We start from the raw sequence: 21209 nt of genomic DNA, 5'->3' as shown, positions 1-21209 counted from the left end.
CTATTCGGATTCGTCGTCGCCGGAATCGGCGGTGTCGTCGGGAGCGGGAGTGTCAGACAGGCCGACGCAGAAGCGGTCGGCGGGCACCTGACTTACGGCGCCGGCGAGCTGACTGAGGGCGTCGAAGCCAGAGACCTCGTCGCCATCGATATCGGGGTCACCGTCGCTATCGATGATGACCTGCACAGCAGGATCGCGGCCGTACGACGTGAATACATAGTTGGGGGCGTCGCTGTCGTCTCGCAGCCAGTCGATTCCATCTTCTGGCGCAGTGACACACGCGAGTTCCGCAGTCGGATCAGGCACAGCCACGCCACAACGCAGCAGAATGTTTGCCGGTGTGCCCCACGCTCCAGTGCCCTGGGCGTTGGTTTCGCGCTTGTCGAGCCCCGCGACAGTGTCGGGGAGGCGCACAATCACGTCGGCACAGGTGGGGTTAGCGGCGTCATCCGCCGGTTCGAGTGGAACGATTGCCGCGCATCCGCCCAGCGTTGCTAGCAAAGGAATCATCGCGAGCATGGCGATTATGGGGGTGCGGGTCGTCGTTCTCATCGCCTTCAGGCTACCGTGAGAATATGACGATTGACCGCGCGAGCGAGACCCTTGACACTCTCGGCGGCGTGGGCGAGCTTGCCGCGCTCAAGCGCATCTTTCCGCGACTGCCTTCTGCTGCGGCAGAGCTTCTCGGCCCGGGCGATGACTCTGCCGTGTTGGCAACGCCAGACAAGCGTGTCGTGATCACGACGGACATGATGATTCATGGCCCAGACTTTCGGCTTGCGTGGTCCTCTCCGTACGATCTCGGCTGGAAAGCTGCTGCCACAAATTTGTCGGATGTCGCAGCGATGGGGGCGGTTCCCACCGGTCTCGTGGTCGCAATTGCGGCGCCCAACGACACCCCCGTCTCGGCGCTCGAAGCAATCGCTGACGGGCTGCGCGAGGGCTGCGAAACGCTCGCTCCTGGTAGCGGAGTGATCGGCGGCGACCTCTCGGTCTCGACAGTGCTCACGATTGTCATCACGGCTTTCGGTGATCTCGAAGGGCGCGCCCCGGTTCTGCGTTCCGGTGCACGCGTCGGCGACGTGATCGCCGTCTCAGGCACGCTCGGTCTCGCCGCTGAAGGCCTCCGCCTCCTCTTCACCGCGGGCGTCGTTGATGGCGAACCGGATGCCGCAGCGGCCGCCGCGCTCGCGACAACGCATCCCGACGCCATCGCCGCCCAGCTCAGGCCAGCACCGCCGATCGCGGACGGCAAAGCTGCCGCTCTCGGCGGAGCCACGGCCATGCTCGACCTGAGTGATGGGCTCGCGATCGATGCTCGCCGTGTTGCTACTGCCAGTGGCGTTGGGCTTGATCTGTCATCCGAAGCGGTGGGTGGTCGGGCGCAGCTCGATGGCGGCGAAGATCATTCGTTGCTCGCGACTTTTCCCGAGTCAGCGACCTTGCCAGCAGGATTCCGCGCGATTGGTCGCGTCGTAGAGGGCGAGGGCGTGCTCGTTGATGGCGTCGCGTACACCGAACGTGGTGGTTGGGACCCCTATGCGGGCTGGGACGGTGCCGTCGGCTGATCGTCGAAGTGCCGGCAGGCTATGGCGCGGTCGGCTGTACCCAGTAGAGCGTGGTGTCGCCGTAGTCTTTGCGACGGTCGAGTTCGAGCCCAGCAGGCCATTCCGGTTCGGGGTCGCGCGAGCTGCGTTCGACGATCACGAGGGCGTCGGGGCTGAGCTGGCTGGCGAGCAGTTCGAGCGCTACGCGAAGTTCGCCGTTGCCGAGTTCGTAGGGCGGGTCGATAAACACGAGATCCCACTGATCGCCGGATGTCTCCAAGAACGTGTGCACAGCGCGAGCGGCGGTGAGAATGATCGGCTTTGAGCCGCGCGGCGCTTTCGCCGCGATGAGCGTCGCGTTCTTGCGGCAGGTGGCGGCGGCGCGAGCGTTGTTCTCGACGAGCGTGACGTGGGGTGCGCCGCGCGAGGCTGATTCGAGCCCGAGCGCTCCGGTGCCGGCGTAGAGGTCGAGCACGCGGGCGCCCTCAATGGCGTCGCGGGCTTCGAGCGCGGAGAAGATCGCTTCGCGCAAGCGGTCGCTGGTGGGGCGAGTGCCCGCGCTCGGTACGGCGATGGTGAGGGAGCCGGCATACCCGGCGATTATGCGTGTCATAGCGTGTCGAGCCTAGCCGGGGTGAGCGGGCGGGCGCACGGGGCTCGCGTGGTGGCGGGTGGACGAGCCCGAGGGCGGGGCAAACGCCAGTGGTCCCCGGTACTCTTCTAGGGTGACCTCGCCCCTTGATCAGAAGCTCAGCGCCGTCTTGGGCGGGCGCACCGCTACCTCGATGCAGCGCGGTCTTGGCCTGCTCACGGTCGGCGATCTGATGACCCACTATCCGCGGCGGTACGCGCGGCGAGGCGAGCTGACTGCGCTGGCTCAATTGCCGTTGGATGAGGCGGTGACGATCGTCGCCGAAGTGCGCGAGGTGCGCAATCGTCCGATGCGCAACAAGCGCGGCTCGATTCTTGAGGTGTCGATCAGCGACGGCACGGGCATCCTGACTCTCACGTTCTTCAATCAGGCCTGGCGTGCCAATGAGTTGACGCCGGGGGTGCGCGGAATTTTTGCGGGCAAGGTTGGCCAATATCGCGGCACGCGCCAGCTCGCTCACCCCGACTACGAACTCTTTGACCGGGATGCTCTCGAGCTCAAGAAGCCCGAGCAGGCCAAGTCGTGGGCCGAGCAGCCGATCCCCATTTATCCGGCGACGTCCACGGTCGCGAGTTGGCAAATTCAGAAAGCCGTCGAGGTCGTGCTCGATACTCTTGGCCCGCTTGATGACCCGGTGCCGGATGCCGTGCGTCGCGAACGCGAGTTGCTTCCGTTTGCGAAAGCCCTTGAGCAGGTTCACCGTCCGAAGGTTGACTCGGACTGGCGGGCAGCTCGTGACACCCTGCGTTTTCAGGAAGCATTTGTTCTGCAATCGGCGCTTCTGCAACAGCGTCAGAAGCAGCGTGAGTCAGAGGCCATCGCGCGCACGGCCGGCCCGCTGCTCGAAGGGTTCGACGCAGCGCTACCGTTCACGCTTACGGGCGATCAGCAGACCGTGGGGGAGGAAATCTTCCACGACATGGCGCAGCCGGTGCCGATGAATCGTCTCGTGCAGGGTGAGGTGGGTTCCGGAAAAACTCTGGTCGCGCTGCGGGCGATGCTCGCGGTCGCGCAATCGGGTGGGCAATCAGCGTTGCTGGCTCCCACCGAGGTTCTGGCGCATCAGCACTTCCGTTCGATCATCCGCACGTTGGGCCCCGATCTCGCGGCCGAACTGCGCCCGACCCTCATCACTGGTCAGCTGCCGACAGCCGAGCGCAAGAAGGCGCTGCTGGCGACCGTGTCGGGGGCTTCTCGCATCGTGATCGGCACGCACGCCCTGCTCGGCGACGCGGTCACGTTTGTCGATCTCGGTCTCGTCGTCGTTGATGAGCAACATCGTTTCGGCGTCGACCAGCGTGAAGCGCTACGGCTCAAGGGCGCGAAGCCTCCGCACGTTCTCGTGCTCACGGCAACGCCCATCCCGCGCACGGTTGCGATGACAGTGTTCGGCGACCTCGATATCTCCTCGATTGCTGAGTTGCCGGCTGGCCGTCAGCCCATCAGCAGCCATGTGGTGCCCCTCGCCGAGAAACCCGGCTGGGTGTCGCGCGTCTGGCAGCGACTGGCAGAAGAACTCGCCATCGGTCGTCAAGGCTTCGTTGTGTGCCCCGCCATCGACGCCAAAACTGAAGAGCCCGGCAGCGAGCCGACGCCCGCTGTCTCCGATGACCCGGATGCCGGACCGCCGCGTCCGATTGCCAACGTGACCGAGGTGCTGGCGTCGCTCCGCAGCAACGAGGTTCTCGCGGGCAAGCGGATTGAGGCGCTCCACGGCAAGCTTTCGAGCGAGGAGAAAGACGAGCTCATGCGCGCCTTCGCTGCCGGCGACATCGATGTGCTGGTCGCGACAACGGTTATCGAGGTCGGCGTTGACGTGCCGAACGCATCGGTGATGGTGGTGCTCGACGCTGATCGTTTCGGCGTCTCCCAGTTGCACCAGCTGCGCGGCCGTGTTGGTCGTGGTGGGGTTCCGGGGTTGTGCCTGTTTGTCACGGCGGCCGAGGTGGAGTCGTTGGCGCGCGAACGCGTTGAGGCTGTGGCATCCACTCTCGATGGTTTCGAACTTGCCAACAAAGACCTTGAACTGCGCCGCGAAGGCGATGTGCTTGGTGGCGTGCAGTCGGGTGGGCGTTCGAGCCTCAAGCTGCTGCGAGTTGCCAACGATGGTCAACTCATCACCGAAGCGCGCGAGGCCGCTCAGGGGCTGTTGGTCGCAGATCCGACCTTGGCCGAGCATCCGGCGCTCGCCGAAGCACTCAAGCGTCGTCTTGATGAGAGTGCCGAAGCGTTCCTCGGCAAAAACTAGCGCCTCCGCTCGCAGGCACGCTTTGCTGTGTTGCGTCAGATTTCCCCGCACAGCGAACTCCCACGCGCCAATGAGCACCGAGCGGCTATCGTGGGAGCATGAGTCGGATCGCTGTTGTTCCTGGGTCGTTTGACCCTGTCACCCTTGGCCACCTCGATGTGATTGAGCGGGCAGCGAAAACCTTTGACGAAGTGCACGTTCTGGTCGTGCACAACCCGGGCAAGACCGCGCTTTTGCCGATTGCGCAACGCGTCTCCCTCATCGAACAAGCCGTTGCCGACGCTCACCTTCAGGGCAACATCGTTGTAACTAGCTGGAGTATGGGCCTCCTCGTTGACTACTGCACCGATGTGGGGGCGAGTGTCATCATCAAGGGCATCCGTTCTCAAGTGGATGTCGCGTACGAAACGCCTATGGCGATCGTCAACCGCGACCTCGCCGGCGTAGAGACGATTTTCATGCTGCCGAATCCCGCTCATGCGCACGTGTCCAGTTCGCTGGTGCGTCAGGTTGCTGCGCTTGGCGGAGACGTCGCGCCCTATGTTCCGCGTTCGGTTTCTGAGTTTTTGCAAGCGCCGCGCGACTAACACCGGCACAATGGGTTTATGACACTCACCCTCGGATACAAAGCGTCAGCAGAACAATTTGCCCCGCGTGAACTCGTAGAGATCGCGGTGGCCGCAGAAGCACACGGCATGGAGAGTGTTGCGGTTAGCGACCACTTCCAGCCGTGGCGTCACGAAGGCGGGCATGCTCCGTTCTCGCTGAGCTGGATGGCAGCGGTCGGTGAGCGCACGAGCACGATTCGTATCGGCACGAGCGTGATGACGCCGACCTTCCGTTACAACCCCGCTGTGCTCGCTCAGGCCTTCGCCACGATGGGCTGCCTCTACCCAGGGCGCATCATGCTGGGTGTGGGAACGGGCGAAGCCCTCAACGAGGTTGCCACCGGATTCCGCGGTGCTGGCGAGCAGGACTGGCCCGAGTTCAAGGAGCGCTTCGCTCGATTGCGTGAATCCGTTCGCCTCATGCGCGAACTGTGGACCTCAGACCGCGTGTCGTTCGAGGGGGAGTACTACTCCACTCACGGCGCGAGCATTTATGACCGCCCCGACCAGCCCATCCCGATCTATATCGCTGCCGGTGGGCCGATGGTCGCCCGCTATGCGGGTCGTGCCGGAGATGGCTTTATCTGCACATCGGGCAAGGGCATGGAGCTCTACAACGATGCGCTGATCCCCGGCGTGAAAGAGGGCGCAGCCAAGGTCGACCGCAAATTCGAAGACATCGACCGGATGATCGAAATCAAGCTCTCGTATGACACCGATGCCGACGTAGCCCTCGAGAACACACGTTTCTGGGCGCCACTTGCTCTCTCGAAGGAGCAGAAGCACGACATCACTGACCCCATCGAGATGGAACGCGCCGCCGATGCTCTGCCCATTGAGCAGATCGCTTCGCGGTGGATCGTCGGCAACGATCCCGACAAGATTGTTGAAGAGATTCGTCCCTATGTGGATGCCGGCCTCAACCACCTCGTCTTCCACGCGCCCGGCAACGACCAGCGCCGTTTCCTCGAGCTCTTCGAGCGCGACATTGCACCGCGATTGCGGGCGCTGTAACTCTGATTGTGCTTAACCGCGACCGCTGAGGTTCGCCATGATGCGGCCGTCACCTCCGAGGTGACGGCCGCATCATGCTTTAGCGGATGATGAACCGCGGATAGTTCTGCTCGGCGCGAGCTCTGGCGTGAGCCAGGCGCTCACGACGGAGCTGGTGTTCGGCCAGCAGCTCGGCCGAGGCGATCAGTCGCGCACGGTGGGGCCGTCGACTCCACGTGATGAGGGCGACGCCGAGATGCAAGGCAAGCCGGTCGATTACCCCCACGCGACGCACGGCAGCCTGTCGCGGCTGGTCATGGTGATGAGGTTCGGACGGATGGGCGCGGCGGTCTTTCGAGGCCGCCAGTAGTTCGTTCATGATGGAAAACTTTCGTGACAGAGAGAGGTTGCGGATGGCGCGTCAGAGCGCGCTGTTTCAGGTGGCGACCCAACAGCATCCTTCGGCAATCGCGAGTTGCCAGAGAAGGGAGTGGTCATCGCGGTGAGTGCTGCGCAGCCCCGTCGGGGTGCGCCGACTCGTCAGTCGAATGCAGTCTCGTGATGATCGAGTTGGGTCGTGTGCTCCGTGAGCGCCGCCACCGTCAGAACCGGTGAGCGGAGAACGCTAACCGGTTAGGCGGAGAGGGTGCCGACGGAGCCGGCAGTAATTGGGTTCTTCGTTGTTGCGAACATAAACACGGCTAGCTCCTTTCAATAGTTGGCGTTTGCTCAGTGTAGGACGGGGATCCTGTGAGGACAAGACCCGATTTAGCTGCGATGCACAGCCGTAATAATTGCGTCGGCAAGCTCGGCTGGCTTCGTGAACTGCGGCCAGTGCCCGGTGGGCAGGTCAACGAGTTCGAGATCGTCGAGGCGGGCAACTTCGGAGGCGAAGGGCTCATCGTCGCGCATCCATGCCCGCAATTGTTCGCTCGAAAATTCGCAACAGATCACCGTCGCCGGCACGCTGAACCGCGCTGGTGTCGACAGATTCTGGGGATCGCTGGCGACCCGAGCGGGCTGCGGAATGGCAATGCGGCGAAACGTGCTTCGCAGCTCATCGGTGAGATCAACGAGATCTTCGTCATCGAACACCGACCAGTCGGGTAAGGGGATTTCGCCATCGATCGTGGGCAGATCAGTGTTAATCGGCATCCCGTGGGGCAGCGGCACGGTGTCGACGTGCACGATCCGGGCGAGGCAGGTGGGGCGAGCATCCGCAACGGCGTGGGCGATGGGCCCGCCGCCGCTGTGCGCCACGAGAACGATGGGCGGTGCCACCTGGCCGTGCGCCGCGTCGTCTTCGCAGTCATAGTCGCGAGTGAGACTGTCGACCACGTCAACTACCGCAGCGACGTGATCGGCGAGTGTGATGGCGCCGCGATCAGTGTCGTCGCGGTGAAGACCGGGAAGCGTCAGCGGATGAACCGTGTGGCCAGCCTCGCGAAGCGACCGCGTAATGGGTGCCCACGAGGCTTCATCGAGCCAGAAACCTGGAATGAGAATGACGTGCATCAGCGGACTAGCGGTGCTGATGGAAAACGCGCCCAGATTCATGCCGACTCCTCAGTGAGTAGGGCGCCTATTATCCGCTCGTCGCGACCGCAATTCAATGCTCGGAAAGGTGCTGCAGCGCGACAGGGGCAATGCACGCCACAATAGACGGATGCCCGTGACAGTTTCTGCACCTCATATCGGCTACGCCGCCATGCTCGAACGGTTCGCTCCACGTGACGTCATGGAGAGTGCGCAGTACGCCGAATCGCAAGGATTTCGTGGGGTGATGGCCGCAGACCACTACCAGCCGTGGGTTCCCCAGCAGGGGCAGGCGTCCTTCGTGTGGAACGTGCTGAGCGCTCTGGGCGAAACCACTACCGGCGACCTTGGCACCGGAGTCACCGCGCCCACGTTTCGTTGGCATCCGGCAATGGTCGCCCAAGCATCCGCGACGCTGGCCGCGATGAATCCGGGGCGACACTGGCTCGGCCTCGGCAGCGGCGAAGCTATCAACGAACACATCGTCGGCCAGTACTGGCCAGAAGCTCCCGAACGCATCAACCGCATGTTCGAAGCCGTCGAGATCATCAAGAAACTGTTCGCTTCGGGGCTCGGCAACAAAGATGTGCGCCACGAGGGGCAGTTCTACCGGCTCGAATCGACACGACTCTGGACAATGCCCGAGGTGGCGCCCGAGATCTTGGTCGCTACCGCCGGGCCGGTCGCCGCGAAGCGTGCCGGTAAAACTGTCGACGGGCTCATCACCGAAGCGGCACCTCTCGACAAAGTCGACATGCTGCTCAAACGATTCGCCGAAGGCGCACGAGAAGCCGGCCGCGCACCCGAGAGCCAGAGCCGCGTGCTGCGGCTGCACTTGAGCTGGGCCGAAACAGACGAACAGGCCATGCGCAACGCGCTCACCGAATGGCCAAACGGTGGTCTGCGGTTCGCGAAGAACGACATCCGCTCGCCCTTCGAGCTTGAGCAACTGGCGCGCATGGTGCGCCCAGAAGACTTCGAGGGACGGATGCCCGTCAGCGCCGACCCTGACGTGCATCGCGCCTACATCCAGAGCTACCTCGATCTCGGATTCGACCGCATCTACCTCCACAATGTCGGACGCAATCAGCGCGAGTTTCTCACGGTCTTCGGGCGTGACGTGCTGCCGGCACTGCGCAAGTAGTGACTGCGCCACGAATGCCGCAGACTAGACGCGTGAGAATGAGCGCATGGGCCGTGCCCGGCATCCCCGAAATTCAGTCCGGTGACAGCCTTCTTGAGGCGATTACGACGGCTCTCGTTGCCGACTCCGATGACGTGAACTCGGGAGGCCTCGCCGACGGCGACATCCTCACCGTCACCTCCAAGATCGTGAGCAAGGCCGAAGGTCGTTCTGTCGAGGCTGCCGATCGCGAACAAGCCATCACCGACGAAACCGTGCGGATTGTGGCCTCGCGCGAGCACCCCAACGGTGTCACTCGCATTGTCGAAAACCGTTTGGGGCTCGTGATGGCGGCGGCGGGCGTTGACTCCAGTAACACCCCTGACGGCATCGTTCTCCTGCTCCCGCTCGACCCCGATGCGACCGCCCGCGAGCTCTGCGCCGGGCTCCGGGAGCGCTTTGGCGTGACCGTGGGCATTGTGATCACGGATACCGTGGGCAGGCCTTGGCGCAAGGGCCAAGCCGACATCGCGATTGGTGCGGCCGGCATCCATGTTCTCGATGATTTGCGCGGAACCGCGGATGCTTCGGGTCGTCCGCTTGCGGTCAGTGTCACGGCGCTCGCCGATGAAGTTGCCGCCGCGACAGATTTGGTCAAGGGGAAGGCCGGGGGATTGCCCGTTGCGGTCGTTCGCGGGCTAGGTCAGCACGTCGCTGATCTCGACGCTCCCGGTGCGCGATCCCTCGTGCGGTCGGGCCCCGAGGACATGTTTAGTCTGGGCACAAAAGAGGCGTGGATGGCGGGCTTCGATGAGGCCTACAACACCGTCGAAACTAAAGAAGACTAATACTCGACTGTCGGGGGAGTTTGCCTCTACGATGAGCGGATGGGGAGTCTCATTTCGCTCGCGTACTTCGCGTTGCTCATCTCAGTGTTGATCGACATCATCCTGATTGATGAATCGCGCATCAAGAATCTCGGCAAGGTCACCTGGATCTTTCTCGTGATCTTCATGCCCGTCATCGGCAGCATTCTCTGGTTTGCGATCGGCCGCGAGCACCAGTCCACCGCTCCGAGCTCTCTGCCCTTTGGTGCCCCCGAGCGTCGCGCACACCTGCCATCACTGGAGGTGAGCACGACCGAAGCCGAGATCGCGAAACTCGACGCTGAGATCGAGTACTTTCAGCGTCAAGAAAAAATCCGTGCCCTTGAAGATGAACTGCGCAAGCGTAAGCAATTGCCGTAGTGGAAGACCGGTGTAAGACTCGACCCATGGATGCCCCTACCTCCGGGTCACTACCCGACGACGTGTTCCACGATCACTGTGACGCCATTGTGCGCAGTATTTCGACCGTGATTGATGGCAAGACAGAGGCTGTGCGCTTGGCGCTTACGGTGCTTTTGGCGGAGGGCCATCTGCTCATCGAAGACGTTCCCGGTGTCGGCAAGACCATGCTCGCGCGGGCTCTCGCGCGAACGGTAGACAGCACCGTGTCGCGCGTGCAATTTACGCCAGACTTGCTGCCGGCCGACATCACGGGCGTCTCGGTCTATAACCAAAACACGCGTGAATTCGAGTTCAAGAAGGGGCCGGTATTCGCGAACATTCTCATCGGTGATGAGATCAACCGTGCCAGCCCGAAAACGCAGTCTGCGCTCCTTGAGTGCATGGCAGAGTCGAGTGTCACGGTCGACGGGACTACGTACGAACTGCAGAGCCCGTTCATTGTGGTGGCGACGCAAAATCCCATCGAAATGGAGGGCACCTATCCGCTGCCTGAAGCTCAGCGTGACCGGTTTATGGCCCGCATTTCGATGGGCTATCCGGATGCCGCAGCCGAGCTAGAGATGTTGCGCTCACGGGAGCTCAGCAGCCCTCTTGACGCGCTCACGGCCGTGGTCTCGGTTGAGCAGTTGCGCGAGCTCATCGCGACGGTGCGACGAGTATTTGTGAGCACCGCGGTCGAAGAGTATGCGGTTGCGATTGCTCAGGCGACGCGTCGTGACCCCGAGGTGCGGTTGGGTGCTAGCCCGCGGGCTACGCTCCATCTGGTGCGGGCGGCGAAGGCTCGGGCGGCGATTGATGGTCGTGACTTCGTGTTGCCCGATGACATCGATGCGCTTGCCGTGACAGTGCTGGCGCACCGCATGATTCCGGCGCGCCATGCGGCTCAGTCCTCCACGGTTCTGACGGGTCATTCGATCGCTGCTGTGATTGAGCGCATCGTTGCGGAGACGCCGGTTCCGGTCAATTCGGTCGCGTCCTAGCGGACTCTCATGTCTCGCCTTCGCCCTCTTCGAGCACTCTCTGTCGCGTTGCGTGTCGTGAGGCTCACCAACCGCGGGAGTACCTTTCTCGTGCTGGGCGGGGTCGCACTTGTGGCAGGTTATGCGGCTGGTATGCCGATTCTGTTATATGCCGGATGCTTCGCTCTCGCGTTACCCCTCATGGCTGCTGTGCTGGTGCGCTCGCGGGAATCTGCGCTGTCGGTGAGCCGACAGTGTGCGTTTCCCGTTGTGGAGGCGGGAACCACGAGCCTTGTCACGGTGCGCGTCGATAATCACGCGCGCACGGGACTTCGCGGAGTGCACTGGGCCGATGGCCTGCCGTGGTCTCCGTGGGCTACAGCCAGTGGTTGGATGCCGCCGCTCTCGGCTCGGGTGGGTGGCCTCAACCAGCGCAGTGCGGCTCAGCTCTCCTATTCGCTTACGCCGCGCGATCGTGGAATTTTTGAGATTGGTCCGCTCTTGCTGCAGAGCAGCGACCCGCTCTCGCTGGCGCTCGGCTCGTGGAGTGTCGGCGCTGTCACCGAGTTGACGGTCACGCCGCGGGTTGTCACACTGACGCAGTCGGCGTTGCTCGCCCAGTCGGGCGATGGGGAGGCTCGTGTGCTCCAACGTCGGTCGGCCGGTGACGATGACGATGCGATGACCAGGGAGTATCGCCGTGGCGATGCGATGCGACGGGTGCACTGGCGAGCATCCGCCCGGCACGGCAGCCTGATGGTGCGTCAAGAGGAGCAGCACAGTTATCCCGAAGCTCGCATCATTGTGGATACGAGAATTGCAGGGTATCCGGATGCCAGCCGCAACGATTCGGTGCGACTCTCGAGCGGAGCCGTTACGGCAGCCGCGCGCAGCCCTCGCTTCGAGTGGGTCGTCAGCATGCTCGCCTCTGCCGCCGTGCAACTGAAGCGCGAAGGCTTTCTGGTGGAGATCATTGAGACGGGTCCCTCGCAGCTGGCGGATGCCTCAATCGTGCATCGACGGGCCTCCGACGAGCACGAATTTCTGACCCGTCTCGCAACCTTCGGCCCCGTCGATAGTGCGCCGGGCTGGTGGGGTGAGCCAGTGCCCAGCACGAGCGCGGGCGGGCCGGTATTGGCTCTGGCCGCGCATCCTGAGCCGGAGACGGTGTCGTATTTGCGGCGGCAAGCCCTTCCGGGAGTTCTCGCCGTTGCGTTCGTGGTGGAATCCTCGTCGAGTTGTGGAGATTTCACGCGGTCGGGCGACCGTGCTCGCCAGCCTGCCGGTGACGAGCTGCGCGATGCCGGGTGGAAAGTAATTTCGGTGCAATCCTTCGATGACGTTGGCGATGCCTGGACCTCGTTTGTGGCGGAATCGAGGGCACACCGTGACAACAACTGAAGAGAGTCGGGCGCGCAGTGTGCGCGCTCACGAACAACGCGTGCGTACGTGGTCGCTCAGCGGCACTCTGGCTCTGGCACTGGGGGTCGCGGCGAGCAGCCTCGGCGAAGTGCTCACGGAGGGCGCGTGGTGGTTTCCTTACGTTGGAATTGTGCTTGTCGTTCTTGCGGCGGCCGCCGTGGGCCACACGCTGATTTCACGTGCCTGGATCGGGTCGCTCATCGGCGCCGCGGTCGGCTTGGCGACACTCACCTTGTTCTTCGCAGCCACCACAGCCTTGGTGGGCATCCTGCCAACGTTCACCACTTTCGCACGATTCGCAACCCTCATAGCGCAGGGGCAATCGTCTATGGAAGCTCAGCGCTTTCCCGCGGATGCCGATGTGAGCATCGTCTTTCTGATCTGCCTCGGCGCGCTCGCACTCTCGGTCGCAATGGACGTCATCGCGTTCGTGCTGCGTAAGCCGGCGTTCACGGCGCTCCCGCTGCTCATCCTGTTGGCGGTTCCGGCTTTTGTGCGAAGCGAACTGCACGATGCTCTCAGCTTTGCGGTGACCGCTCTTGCCTATGTGGGCATCCTTCTCGTGGCGGGGGAGCGCACGACGATGCGTGCCGCCTGGCCTGTTGTGGCAAGCGCGCTCGTGTTGGCTCTCGTCGTGCCCGTGGTGCTCCCGAGTGTTGAGCCGGCTGAGCCATCTCCTGGCACTCCGGGGATCATCGCTACCGGGGTGAACCCGATCCTCAATCTGAGTAACGATCTTCGACGCGATTCCCCACTGCTGGCGCTGACGTACACCTCGGAACGGGGAGATGAATACCTGCGGGTCGCTGCTCTGGATGAGTTCACCGACGAAACGTGGAGTCCGTCGGAGCGCGAGATTGACGACTCCAACACCGTTGAAGAGTTTGCGCCTTCGCCGGGGCTGTCGGCGGAGGTGCCTCGCACCGAGAGCGTCATGCAGATTCAGATTCAACGCCTGCGGGGAAAGCTGCTGCCCGTTCCTTACGCGACCACGAGCATTGCGGATGTCGGGCGCGGTTGGGCCTGGGAACCTGAGGGCTTAACGGTGTCGACGTCGTTCGCAAATTCCAAGGGTCAAAGCTACGAAGCCTCGTACATCACCGCTGCCCCCACGATCGAACAGTTGGAGGCAGCGCCGACGGAGTTGCCCGCTGGTTTTGAGAAGTATGTGGCGCTGCCGGAGTCGCTGCCGGCTGTGGTGGCTGAGACAGCGCAGCAAGTGGCCGGTGACAAAGTGACCAGGTTCGACCAGGCGCTGGCGCTTCAATCGTTCTTTCGCAATGGCGACTTTGTTTACTCCGAGGAGTCGCCGGTTGCCGACGACTATGACGGTTCGGGTGCCGAGGTGCTCGCCGCATTTCTTTCTGCCAAGAGCGGCTATTGCGTGCATTTTGCGTCGGCGATGGCCGCGATGGCGCGCACCCTCGACATCCCCTCTCGCGTGGTCGTCGGCTTCACGCCCGGCCAGCGGAAGGTGGATTCCGAGACCGACGAGGTGAGTTTCGCGGTCACGACAGACAACTTGCATTCGTGGCCTGAGCTCTACTTTCCGACCGTCGGTTGGGTTCGTTTCGAACCAACGACATCCGTGGGCAGCACGCCCCGCTTTGCGCAGAGTGTGAACGATGACCCGAGCACTCCCGACGTTGACGAGTCGAAGCCTGAGCCCACTGCCAGCCCCAGCTCGAGCGCGACTCCGGGTGCGCGTCCCGACCTGCCGCGTGACGAAGTGCCCGAGACGCCCGTTCCCGGTTACGGCGAGACTTCGCCATGGTGGTGGCTCTTGCTCGCCATTCCGTTCCTGCTGGCGATCCCGGCGCTGGTGCGCGTCATTCGTCGAGCGCTGCGATTGGCCGCCGTCGCGCGAGGCGATGTTGCGCTTTCCTGGCGAGAGATTTGCGACAGCGCCGCCGACTTGGGGATAGCCGTTTCCCGCACCGGGACGCCACGTCAACAGTATGAGCAGCTTGCGGCTCAACTCGGCGTCGTGCCTGTCGCGGCGAACTCCGCTGGGCCCCCGTCGGCGCCGAGTCCGGAGTCATCGACCGGACTGTCGTCGACCTTGGCGCTCGTGCTCGCGGCAGTTGAAGCGTCGGCTTTCAGTCCGCGCCCGCAACCGGTACGTCGGGCGGCGGTGTCGAGTGTGATCACCTCGCTGCGGTCATCCGTGGGCTGGCGGGCTCGCATCATGGCGGCACTTGCTCCGCGCACGGCCTTCGACCGCTAGCCAGCGGTGCTGCGTGAGGGTGGTGTGGTCTGGGTGAGGGGCGTCCGCGCCGCTACGCGGGGCTAAACCCGATGACAGGCTTGCCGGTGACCGGATTGCGCAGGATGGATGCCGTGACGCCATACACGTCAGCGATCAACTGTTCGGTCAGCACGGTTTCGGTCGCACCTGCCGCCACGACGCGGCCATGGGACAGCACGATGATGTGGTCGCAGTAGCTTGCCGCGAGGGAGAGGTCGTGCAGCGCGGCGAGTACGGTGACGCCGGTGGTGCGCAGGCTCGACAGCAGTTCGAGCACGGCGAGTTGGGCGGCGATGTCGAGGTGGTTGGTCGGTTCGTCGAGGGTCAGCAGCTGTGGTTCTTGGGCCAGCGCGCGGGCAAGCATGACGCGTTGCTTTTCGCCACCAGAGAGGCTCTGGAATTCGCGTTCGCGGAACGCGGTCATCTCCACGGTCTCGAGGCTCGCCGTCACGACGGCAGCGGATTCGGGGGAGTCGGCCTCCCACAGTGACTGGTGCGGCAGACGTCCCAGCTTCACGACCATGTCGACGGTGAGGGAGGAGTCGGTGGTGGCGTCTTGTTCCACGAACGCGGCGAGGCGCGCGCGTTGGCGGCGTGGCATCCCGAGCAGGTCGGCGTTGCCGAACGTGACGGTTCCGGATGCCGGAGCCTGCACGGCGGTCAGGGCCCGCAGCAGGGTGGATTTTCCGGCACCGTTTGGCCCGACGAGAGCGCTGAGGGAGCCCCGCGCTACCGTGCAGTCGACGTTGTCGATGAGCAGGGTGCCGTCGATAGTGACGCGGATTCGTTCGGCGACAAGGCCGGTGTCGTCACTCATGTTGAGCTCTTTCGCCGGGTGAGGAGGAACGCGAAGATGGGGGCACCGATCATGGCGGTGACGATGCCGACGGGAATCTCGCGCGGGTCGAAGAGTGTGCGCGCAAGGGTGTCGGCCCAGACGAGAAAGACGGCGCCGAGGAGGGCGCTCAGGGGGAGCAGGGCGCGGTTCCCTGGCCCTACGAGTAGTCGAACGGCATGCGGCAGGATGAGCCCCACGAAGCCGATCGATCCGCTCACCGAGACCATGGCGCCGGTGACGAGGGCGGATGCCGCCAGCAGTCCCCAGCGGGTCGCGCTGACGTTCACTCCGAGCGACGCTGCCTGCACGTCGCCGAAGGCAAAGGAATCGAGCAGCCGTCCCGTAAGCATCACGGGGACTCCGATCACGATGATGGCAACCATGGTGATGCCGACCGCAGGCCAGCGTGCTCCGCTAAGGGAGCCGAGCAGCCACGACAACACTTCCCGGTAGGAGTCGCCGTCGACACTCCAGAAGATGACAAAGCTTGTGACTGCCGAGGCAAGCGCCGAGACGGCGATGCCGGCGAGCACCGTGCGCGACGGGGTGATCGCACCGAGGGATCCCGCCAACAGCAGGGTGAGGGTCAACGCGAGTAACGCGCCTGCAAAGGCGGCAAACGGAAGTAACACGGCGGCGCCAAGCACAATCACTGACACCGCGCCCAGAGCCGCGCCCGATGACAGCCCGAGCAAATACGGGTCGGCGAGTGGGTTGCGCGTAATCGCCTGCATCACCGCACCGCTCAGCGCGAGCCCCGCACCCACCGCCGCAGCGGTGAGCACGCGAGGCAAACGCAACTGCCACACAATGCCATCCCGCAATTCTGTGAGCGGGCTCACTCCGATACCGAGGTGGCTCCCAATCGAGCGCCAGACCTCATCGAAGCGGATGTCGGCAGGGCCAATCGTCACCGCGATGGTGATCGACACGAGAAGTGCGATCCCCAGCGCGGTGCCGAAGGTGAGCGGAGAAACTTTAGCCATCGAACTCCGCAATTTGAGCCGACAGGCTTTCGGCAGCGTCAACGCTGCGTACGCCGGCCTCGCTCGCCGCGAACGGCACCACGAGGTAACGGCCAGCCTTCACGGCGCTGAGGTTCGCGGTGGCGGGGTTGGCCTCAAGCACGTCGATCTTGCTGTCTGCGGTGTTCCAGGCGGCATCCACGAGCACAATGAAGTCGGGGTCGGCGTCAACGACGGCTTCCCAGTTGAAGGGAGCCCACGTCGAGTCGATGTCTCCAGCGATGTTGGTGAGGCCAACTGTGTCGAGCAGCAGCTGCGGTGCTCCGATGCCGGCGCCGACGTAGGGAGTGTCGGAGCCCGAGGAGAACCAGAGAGCGGTACGGGAGTCGCCATTGGCATCGATCGCTGCCAGTTGTGCCCGCTGTTCATCGACGATCTCGGTGGCATCCACGCGGAAGATCGAGGCAACCGTCTCGATGTCACTGAAGACGTTGTCGAAGCTGAGCTGTTCAGGCTGTTCTGCGCTTTGGCAGGCCGAGGGAGCCACGAAGGTGTTGATGCCGAGAGAAGTGAGGTCGGCGCGCTCGCCGGCGCCGTCAGCGCTGAACGTTGATTCCCACCCGGCAAAGACAAGGTCGGGCTCGAGATCGAGAACGGCTTCTTCGCTCGGCACGCGCTCAGCAATCGAGGTCAGGCCCGCAGCGTCGGATGCCCACTGTTCGGGCACGGGACCATCCTGAAACGCGGTTCCAATGATGCGATCGCCGAGGCCGAGCGCCAGAAGCATCTCGGTTGTTGACGACTTGATCGTGATGACGCGCTCGGGGGCCGAGTCGAAGGTGACATCGAAGCCACAGTTGCTGAGTTCAACCGATTGCGCGGCGGCATCGGGCGAGGTGGTTTCCGTCTCGTCAGCGGCAGCAGTGCATCCGCTCAAGGCAAGAACGGACACCCCCGCCAGTAGTACGGTGCGAGAGAACGCGGAACGGGACAAAACGGAACGAGAACGTGCAGACATGGAGCCTTCCAAGAAACGGGTGGATGGGCGCGAGAATGCGCCACAAAGAACGAAAAGTGTTTCGAGAAGACCGGCAGCCCAATCCTGGGCAAACCAACCACGCCATACCAAGCGCACGGGTCTGTCGCACCAGTCTAGAGAGGTACAAAGCCTCCTGCCTACACCGACCCACACGGTCCGGCGTGCTCATCCGTGGGCTAGCTGACTGAGCGATTGCTGACCGGGGGCGACAGGGGAGCCGTTGCGGGGGTAGAATCGACGATCGTGTCTAGAATCAACGAGAGTCCGTATGCCGTGTTGGTGCGCGATCTCATTCACCGCCCAGGCGAGATGAGAGAGCACTCCATTCAGGTCGTCGTACCCGAAACCTTTGGTACCGCCGTTGTTGGGGTAGAAAAGGGTTCGAAACTGTCCGTCAAGGGCCGTTTTGAGTCACTCCACGACGGCATTCTTGTGGATGCTGTGGTGTCGGGCAAAGCGCAAGCAGAGTGTGTTCGTTGCCTCATTGACGTCACCCTGCCTGTCCGAGTCGAGTTTCAAGAACTTTTCGCGTATTCTGAGGACGAAGCTTTCGACTACACGGTTATCGACGAATACATCGATCTAGAACCTGTAGTGCGGGATTCGGTAGTGTTGTCACTGCCGTTCCAGCCGGTCTGTCAGAAGGATTGCCTTGGCCTGTGCCCCGAGTGTGGGGTTCGGTTGCTCGATAATCCAGGACACGAACACGAAGCGCCCATCGATGCTCGCTGGGCAGCGTTGGCCGGCCTCCAAGATTTCACGCAAGACTCGCATGACCAGAACTCGCACGACGCGAACGATTCACCTGAGACCCAAGAAGAAAAGAGTTAGCCATGGCAGTACCGAAGCGCAAGATGTCGCGGGCCAGCACCCGCATGCGCCGCGCCCAGTGGAAGGCAACCCCTCCCACCCTCGTCAAGACCGTCGAAAACGGCAAGACTGTTTACAGCCTGCCGCACCGCGCCAAGGTAGTCGAAGACTCCGCTGGCACGCCCCTGTACATGGAGTACAAGGGTCGCAAGGTCGCTGACGTTTAACTAGTCTTCACATTCTCGAGTCGAAATGGCGATGACGGGCTCTGCCTCACCGGTTGAGCTCTCTGCTGTGCTCGGGGTCGCTATTGACCCCGAGTTGCTCACGCTTGCGTTGACACACCGCTCTTTCGCGTACGAAAACGGCGGAATCGCGCACAACGAGCGACTCGAATTTCTTGGTGACTCAATTCTTGGCCAGGCAGTAACGGTCAAGCTGTATCGCGATAACCCGGAGCTTGACGAGGGAGACCTTGCCAAGCGTCGGGCTAGTCTCGTTTCTTCTGTCGCGCTCGCTGAAATTGCGCGCCTGATCGGCCTTGGCGCGTTCATTCGCCTCGGCAAGGGAGAAGAGCAGACGGGCGGCCGCGAAAAGCCGTCCATTTTGGCGGACACCGTTGAGGCAATCATCGGTGCCGCCTACCTCGACCTCGGCGAGGACGAAGCTACCGCGCTCGTCCTTCGCCTCGTCGCCCCGTTGCTTGCCGACCCGGAGCGGTTTGGCGCAGCAATGGATCCCAAGACGAGCCTTCAAGAGCTCGCCGCCCAACTAGGGCGTGGGGCTCCCGACTATCGCATCGAAGATAGCGGCCCCGATCACTCCAAGCGTTTTCACGCGAGCGTCGCTCTCGACGACGAGGTCATTGCGACCGGCATCGGCTCGAGCAAGAAGCAGGCCGAAATGGCCGCAGCGCTCGAGGCCTGGACTAGCCTCCAAGCCGCAGCGAAGTAACTGGCGTGCCCGAACTTCCCGAAGTCGAAGTTGTGCGCGCGGGGCTTGAACCGGCGGTTACCGGCGCGACGGCGGCATCCGTCACCGTCTTTGACGAGCGTTCACTGCGCCGCCATGAGGGCCCGAGCGAAGACTTCATTGACCGTCTGACCGGTCGCACGTTCCTGACGCCTCAGCGGCGGGGCAAGTTCATGTGGCTTCCGCTCGCTGACAGTGCTGAAAGCCAGGGCGAAGCTCTCGTCACGCATCTCGGTATGAGCGGGCAGGTGCTTTTGCGCGATCGGAGCACGGATGACCGGCTCACGCGCATCCGTATCGAACTTGATCATCCTGACCACGGCGCACTGCGCCTCAACTTTGTCGACCAACGTATTTTCGGCTCGATGGCGATCGACAGCATGTTGCCCACTGTTGATCAGCCCGCTTTCGCGGTGCCGAGCCAAGTGGCACACATTGCGCGTGACCCGCTCGACCCGTTCTTCGACGATGCGAAGTTCTTGCGATCGCTGAAAGCCAAGCGCACCACGGTGAAGCGGGCGCTGCTCGATCAAACCCTGATCAGCGGGGTCGGCAATATCTACGCCGACGAAGCGCTCTGGGCTGCCCGCGTGCACTACAACCAGCCCACCGAGACCCTCAGCCGCGCGAAAGCGGTGCAGTTGCTCGCGGAAGTGCGGGCGGTGTTCTCCAAGGCCTTGGCCGAGGGCGGCACGAGCTTCGACACCCAGTACCTCAACGTGAACGGCGAGTCGGGCTACTTCGCGCACTCGCTCAACGTCTACGGGCAGCAAGGTCGGGCGTGCCCGCGCTGCGGTCGCGAGGTCGTGCGCGAGCAGTTCATGAACCGTGGCTCGCATTTTTGTAAGTTCTGCCAGCGTATTCGCGTGAGTCGGTCTGCGAGCTAGCGCAACTCTTTCTTCCACGCGCCTTCAGAACCGATGGGAACAAAGCCGACCGCTTCGTTCACCGAGAGCATGGGGCGATTCTCCGCCGCGTTGTAGGTGATGACCGAGGGATGGCCGGGCGCGACTCGTTGGAGATGCGCCAGATTCAACACCTTGAGCAGGTTGCCGAGGCGGTGACCGCGGTGCTCGCTCAGGACGATCGTGTTGTCTTGGAGCACCGCGAGTTCCGGCTGCTCTGGCACGGTGAGCGCGGTGTATGCCACCAATTCTGCTGAGGCTACGTGCTCAATCGCGGCGTAGACGGTCGTAACTCCACTAGCGAGCTCGCGTTCGTCATGATCGACCACTCGTTCTGCGGTCCAGATATCTTCGGGAGGCTCGAGTCCCGCACTGGGTTCGTCGGTACTCATGCGCGTGTAGAGCAGCGCGAGGTCGTCGCGCCACTGTTCTGGGCACATCCCCACCCACTCGTGCACGGCATAGTCGCGGCTACACCGCGTGATGGCGTCGTCGACGAGGGAGTGCAGGCCAGGAACCGGGAGAGGGAGCCTGCTCACGCGCTCAACCTGCTCGAAGCTGTACTGCTGCGACTGCAGAAACTGAGTGCCGGCACCGTCACGAGGAACGGCGCCAAAGCCTGTGGGGGAGTCCAGTAGCGCGCCATCAGTGGGCACGCTTGAGACGTAGACGTGAACTTTGCGCTTGCCCGCATCCGCCGCAATCGTTTCAAGTTCGGTCAGCAGTCGGCTGCCGATACCGCGACGTCGATAAGCGGGATGCACGTACGCTTCGATCCACGCGGTATCCGCCTCTTCGCCGACGTTGGTGCTGTAGTCGCCACGGCCCACGATGCGGTCCTGATCGCGAGCGATGAGCATCCGCCGGTCTTCGAAGGCGCTGGGCTGCCAGGTCGCGAGAGAGACATGCGGGTCGTGCGCCAGCTCGGGGTAGTGCTGCATTATCTCGTCGGTCTCGTTGCGCAATGCGGTTGCCGCGGTGAAGTCGTCCGATCCATCGGCAGAGAGCGCGAGAGGAATCTCGAGGGTCGTGATCTCGATCTCTGACATGAGCGC

Annotated in this window: 22 protein-coding genes; 14 read left to right on the top strand and 8 right to left on the bottom strand. The window is 63.2% G+C overall.

Features of this window, described 5'->3' with window-relative positions; translation table 11 throughout:
* A complete protein-coding gene (locus I6E81_RS03995) occupies positions 1–552 on the bottom strand; it encodes a DUF3515 family protein (RefSeq protein ID WP_197106092.1) in 552 nt (183 codons plus the stop codon).
* A 23-nt stretch (positions 553–575) separates the two neighbouring features.
* Between I6E81_RS03995 and thiL the strand changes: the two genes are divergently transcribed.
* The gene (gene thiL / locus I6E81_RS03990; protein ID WP_197106091.1) at positions 576–1568 is read left to right on the top strand and encodes a thiamine-phosphate kinase; all 993 of its coding nucleotides are present in this window, start codon (positions 576–578) and stop codon (positions 1566–1568) included.
* A 19-nt stretch (positions 1569–1587) separates the two neighbouring features.
* On the opposite strand, the gene rsmD is transcribed toward thiL, so the two are convergent.
* Positions 1588–2160, bottom strand: coding sequence for a 16S rRNA (guanine(966)-N(2))-methyltransferase RsmD (rsmD, locus tag I6E81_RS03985; protein ID WP_197106090.1), 573 nt, complete (start codon positions 2158–2160; stop codon positions 1588–1590).
* 172 nt (positions 2161–2332) lie between these two features.
* On the opposite strand from rsmD, the gene I6E81_RS03980 reads away from it, so the two are divergent.
* From I6E81_RS03980 to fgd, 3 genes are all read left to right on the top strand, one after another.
* Complete coding sequence (locus I6E81_RS03980) at positions 2333–4447, top strand: ATP-dependent DNA helicase RecG (RefSeq protein WP_231603961.1); 2115 nt, start codon at positions 2333–2335, stop codon at positions 4445–4447.
* A gap of 98 nt (positions 4448–4545) precedes the next feature.
* On the top strand, positions 4546–5034 hold the full coding sequence (coaD, locus tag I6E81_RS03975) for a pantetheine-phosphate adenylyltransferase (protein WP_197106088.1): 489 nt from the start codon (positions 4546–4548) through the stop codon (positions 5032–5034).
* Between the two features lie 18 nt (positions 5035–5052).
* On the top strand, positions 5053–6069 hold the full coding sequence (fgd, locus tag I6E81_RS03970) for a glucose-6-phosphate dehydrogenase (coenzyme-F420) (protein WP_197106087.1): 1017 nt from the start codon (positions 5053–5055) through the stop codon (positions 6067–6069).
* A 79-nt stretch (positions 6070–6148) separates the two neighbouring features.
* Here the strand turns inward: fgd and I6E81_RS03965 are convergent, their stop codons facing one another.
* Together I6E81_RS03965 and I6E81_RS03960 are read right to left on the bottom strand one after the other, a co-directional pair.
* Positions 6149–6427, bottom strand: coding sequence for a hypothetical protein (locus tag I6E81_RS03965; protein WP_197106086.1), 279 nt, complete (start codon positions 6425–6427; stop codon positions 6149–6151).
* A 389-nt stretch (positions 6428–6816) separates the two neighbouring features.
* Positions 6817–7605 (bottom strand): alpha/beta fold hydrolase, encoded by a 789-nt coding sequence (locus I6E81_RS03960; protein WP_306790138.1) that lies wholly within the window; start codon positions 7603–7605, stop codon positions 6817–6819.
* Between the two features lie 109 nt (positions 7606–7714).
* Between I6E81_RS03960 and I6E81_RS03955 the strand changes: the two genes are divergently transcribed.
* Genes I6E81_RS03955 through I6E81_RS03930 form a run of 6 tightly spaced genes read left to right on the top strand, consistent with a single transcriptional unit; the run spans position 7715 to position 14604 of the window.
* Complete coding sequence (locus I6E81_RS03955) at positions 7715–8728, top strand: TIGR03557 family F420-dependent LLM class oxidoreductase (RefSeq protein WP_197106085.1); 1014 nt, start codon at positions 7715–7717, stop codon at positions 8726–8728.
* Positions 8729–8766: 38 nt separating this feature from the next.
* A complete protein-coding gene (gene cofE, locus I6E81_RS03950; protein ID WP_197106084.1) occupies positions 8767–9555 on the top strand; it encodes a coenzyme F420-0:L-glutamate ligase in 789 nt (262 codons plus the stop codon).
* A gap of 39 nt (positions 9556–9594) precedes the next feature.
* Positions 9595–9954, top strand: a complete 360-nt coding sequence (locus I6E81_RS03945; protein ID WP_197106083.1) for a PLDc N-terminal domain-containing protein — start codon at positions 9595–9597, stop codon at positions 9952–9954.
* 26 nt (positions 9955–9980) lie between these two features.
* Complete coding sequence (locus tag I6E81_RS03940) at positions 9981–10976, top strand: MoxR family ATPase (protein ID WP_197106082.1); 996 nt, start codon at positions 9981–9983, stop codon at positions 10974–10976.
* A gap of 9 nt (positions 10977–10985) precedes the next feature.
* Complete coding sequence (locus I6E81_RS03935; protein ID WP_197106081.1) at positions 10986–12356, top strand: DUF58 domain-containing protein; 1371 nt, start codon at positions 10986–10988, stop codon at positions 12354–12356.
* Positions 12343–14604 carry a DUF3488 and transglutaminase-like domain-containing protein gene (locus I6E81_RS03930; RefSeq protein WP_197106080.1) on the top strand — a complete coding sequence of 754 codons (2262 nt, stop codon included), beginning with the start codon at positions 12343–12345 and terminating at the stop codon, positions 14602–14604. Before I6E81_RS03935 ends, I6E81_RS03930 begins: the two co-directional genes overlap by 14 nt.
* 52 nt (positions 14605–14656) lie before the next feature.
* Here I6E81_RS03930 and I6E81_RS03925 read toward each other — a convergent pair whose 3' ends face one another.
* From I6E81_RS03925 to I6E81_RS03915, 3 genes are read right to left on the bottom strand one after another with little or no spacing between them, the layout of a single operon-like run.
* Entirely contained in the window at positions 14657–15442 is a 786-nt protein-coding gene (locus I6E81_RS03925; protein WP_197106079.1) for an ABC transporter ATP-binding protein, read from the bottom strand.
* Positions 15439–16449 carry a putative F420-0 ABC transporter permease subunit gene (locus tag I6E81_RS03920; protein ID WP_197106078.1) on the bottom strand — a complete coding sequence of 337 codons (1011 nt, stop codon included), beginning with the start codon at positions 16447–16449 and terminating at the stop codon, positions 15439–15441. The genes I6E81_RS03925 and I6E81_RS03920 overlap by 4 nt, the downstream gene beginning before the upstream one ends.
* Positions 16442–17446 carry a putative F420-0 ABC transporter substrate-binding protein gene (locus I6E81_RS03915; protein WP_197106077.1) on the bottom strand — a complete coding sequence of 335 codons (1005 nt, stop codon included), beginning with the start codon at positions 17444–17446 and terminating at the stop codon, positions 16442–16444. The genes I6E81_RS03920 and I6E81_RS03915 overlap by 8 nt, the downstream gene beginning before the upstream one ends.
* A gap of 264 nt (positions 17447–17710) precedes the next feature.
* On the opposite strand from I6E81_RS03915, the gene I6E81_RS03910 reads away from it, so the two are divergent.
* Genes I6E81_RS03910 through mutM form a run of 4 tightly spaced genes read left to right on the top strand, consistent with a single transcriptional unit; the run spans position 17711 to position 20136 of the window.
* On the top strand, positions 17711–18298 hold the full coding sequence (locus I6E81_RS03910) for a YceD family protein (RefSeq protein WP_307783833.1): 588 nt from the start codon (positions 17711–17713) through the stop codon (positions 18296–18298).
* 2 nt (positions 18299–18300) lie between these two features.
* A complete protein-coding gene (gene rpmF, locus I6E81_RS03905; RefSeq protein WP_009772721.1) occupies positions 18301–18504 on the top strand; it encodes a 50S ribosomal protein L32 in 204 nt (67 codons plus the stop codon).
* 25 nt (positions 18505–18529) lie between these two features.
* On the top strand, positions 18530–19231 hold the full coding sequence (rnc, locus tag I6E81_RS03900; protein WP_197106075.1) for a ribonuclease III: 702 nt from the start codon (positions 18530–18532) through the stop codon (positions 19229–19231).
* Positions 19232–19236: 5 nt separating this feature from the next.
* On the top strand, positions 19237–20136 hold the full coding sequence (mutM, locus tag I6E81_RS03895) for a bifunctional DNA-formamidopyrimidine glycosylase/DNA-(apurinic or apyrimidinic site) lyase (protein ID WP_197106074.1): 900 nt from the start codon (positions 19237–19239) through the stop codon (positions 20134–20136).
* Here the strand turns inward: mutM and I6E81_RS03890 are convergent.
* Positions 20133–21203 (bottom strand): GNAT family N-acetyltransferase, encoded by a 1071-nt coding sequence (locus tag I6E81_RS03890; protein WP_197106073.1) that lies wholly within the window; start codon positions 21201–21203, stop codon positions 20133–20135. The genes mutM and I6E81_RS03890 overlap by 4 nt on opposite strands.
* Positions 21204–21209 lie beyond the last annotated feature (6 nt).

Source organism: Salinibacterium sp. NG22 (assembly GCF_015864925.1).
In the GTDB taxonomy this organism is placed as follows: domain Bacteria; phylum Actinomycetota; class Actinomycetes; order Actinomycetales; family Microbacteriaceae; genus Rhodoglobus.
The sequence above is the reverse complement of the archived record's forward strand: the minus strand, read 5'-3'. Positions and strand labels throughout refer to the sequence as shown.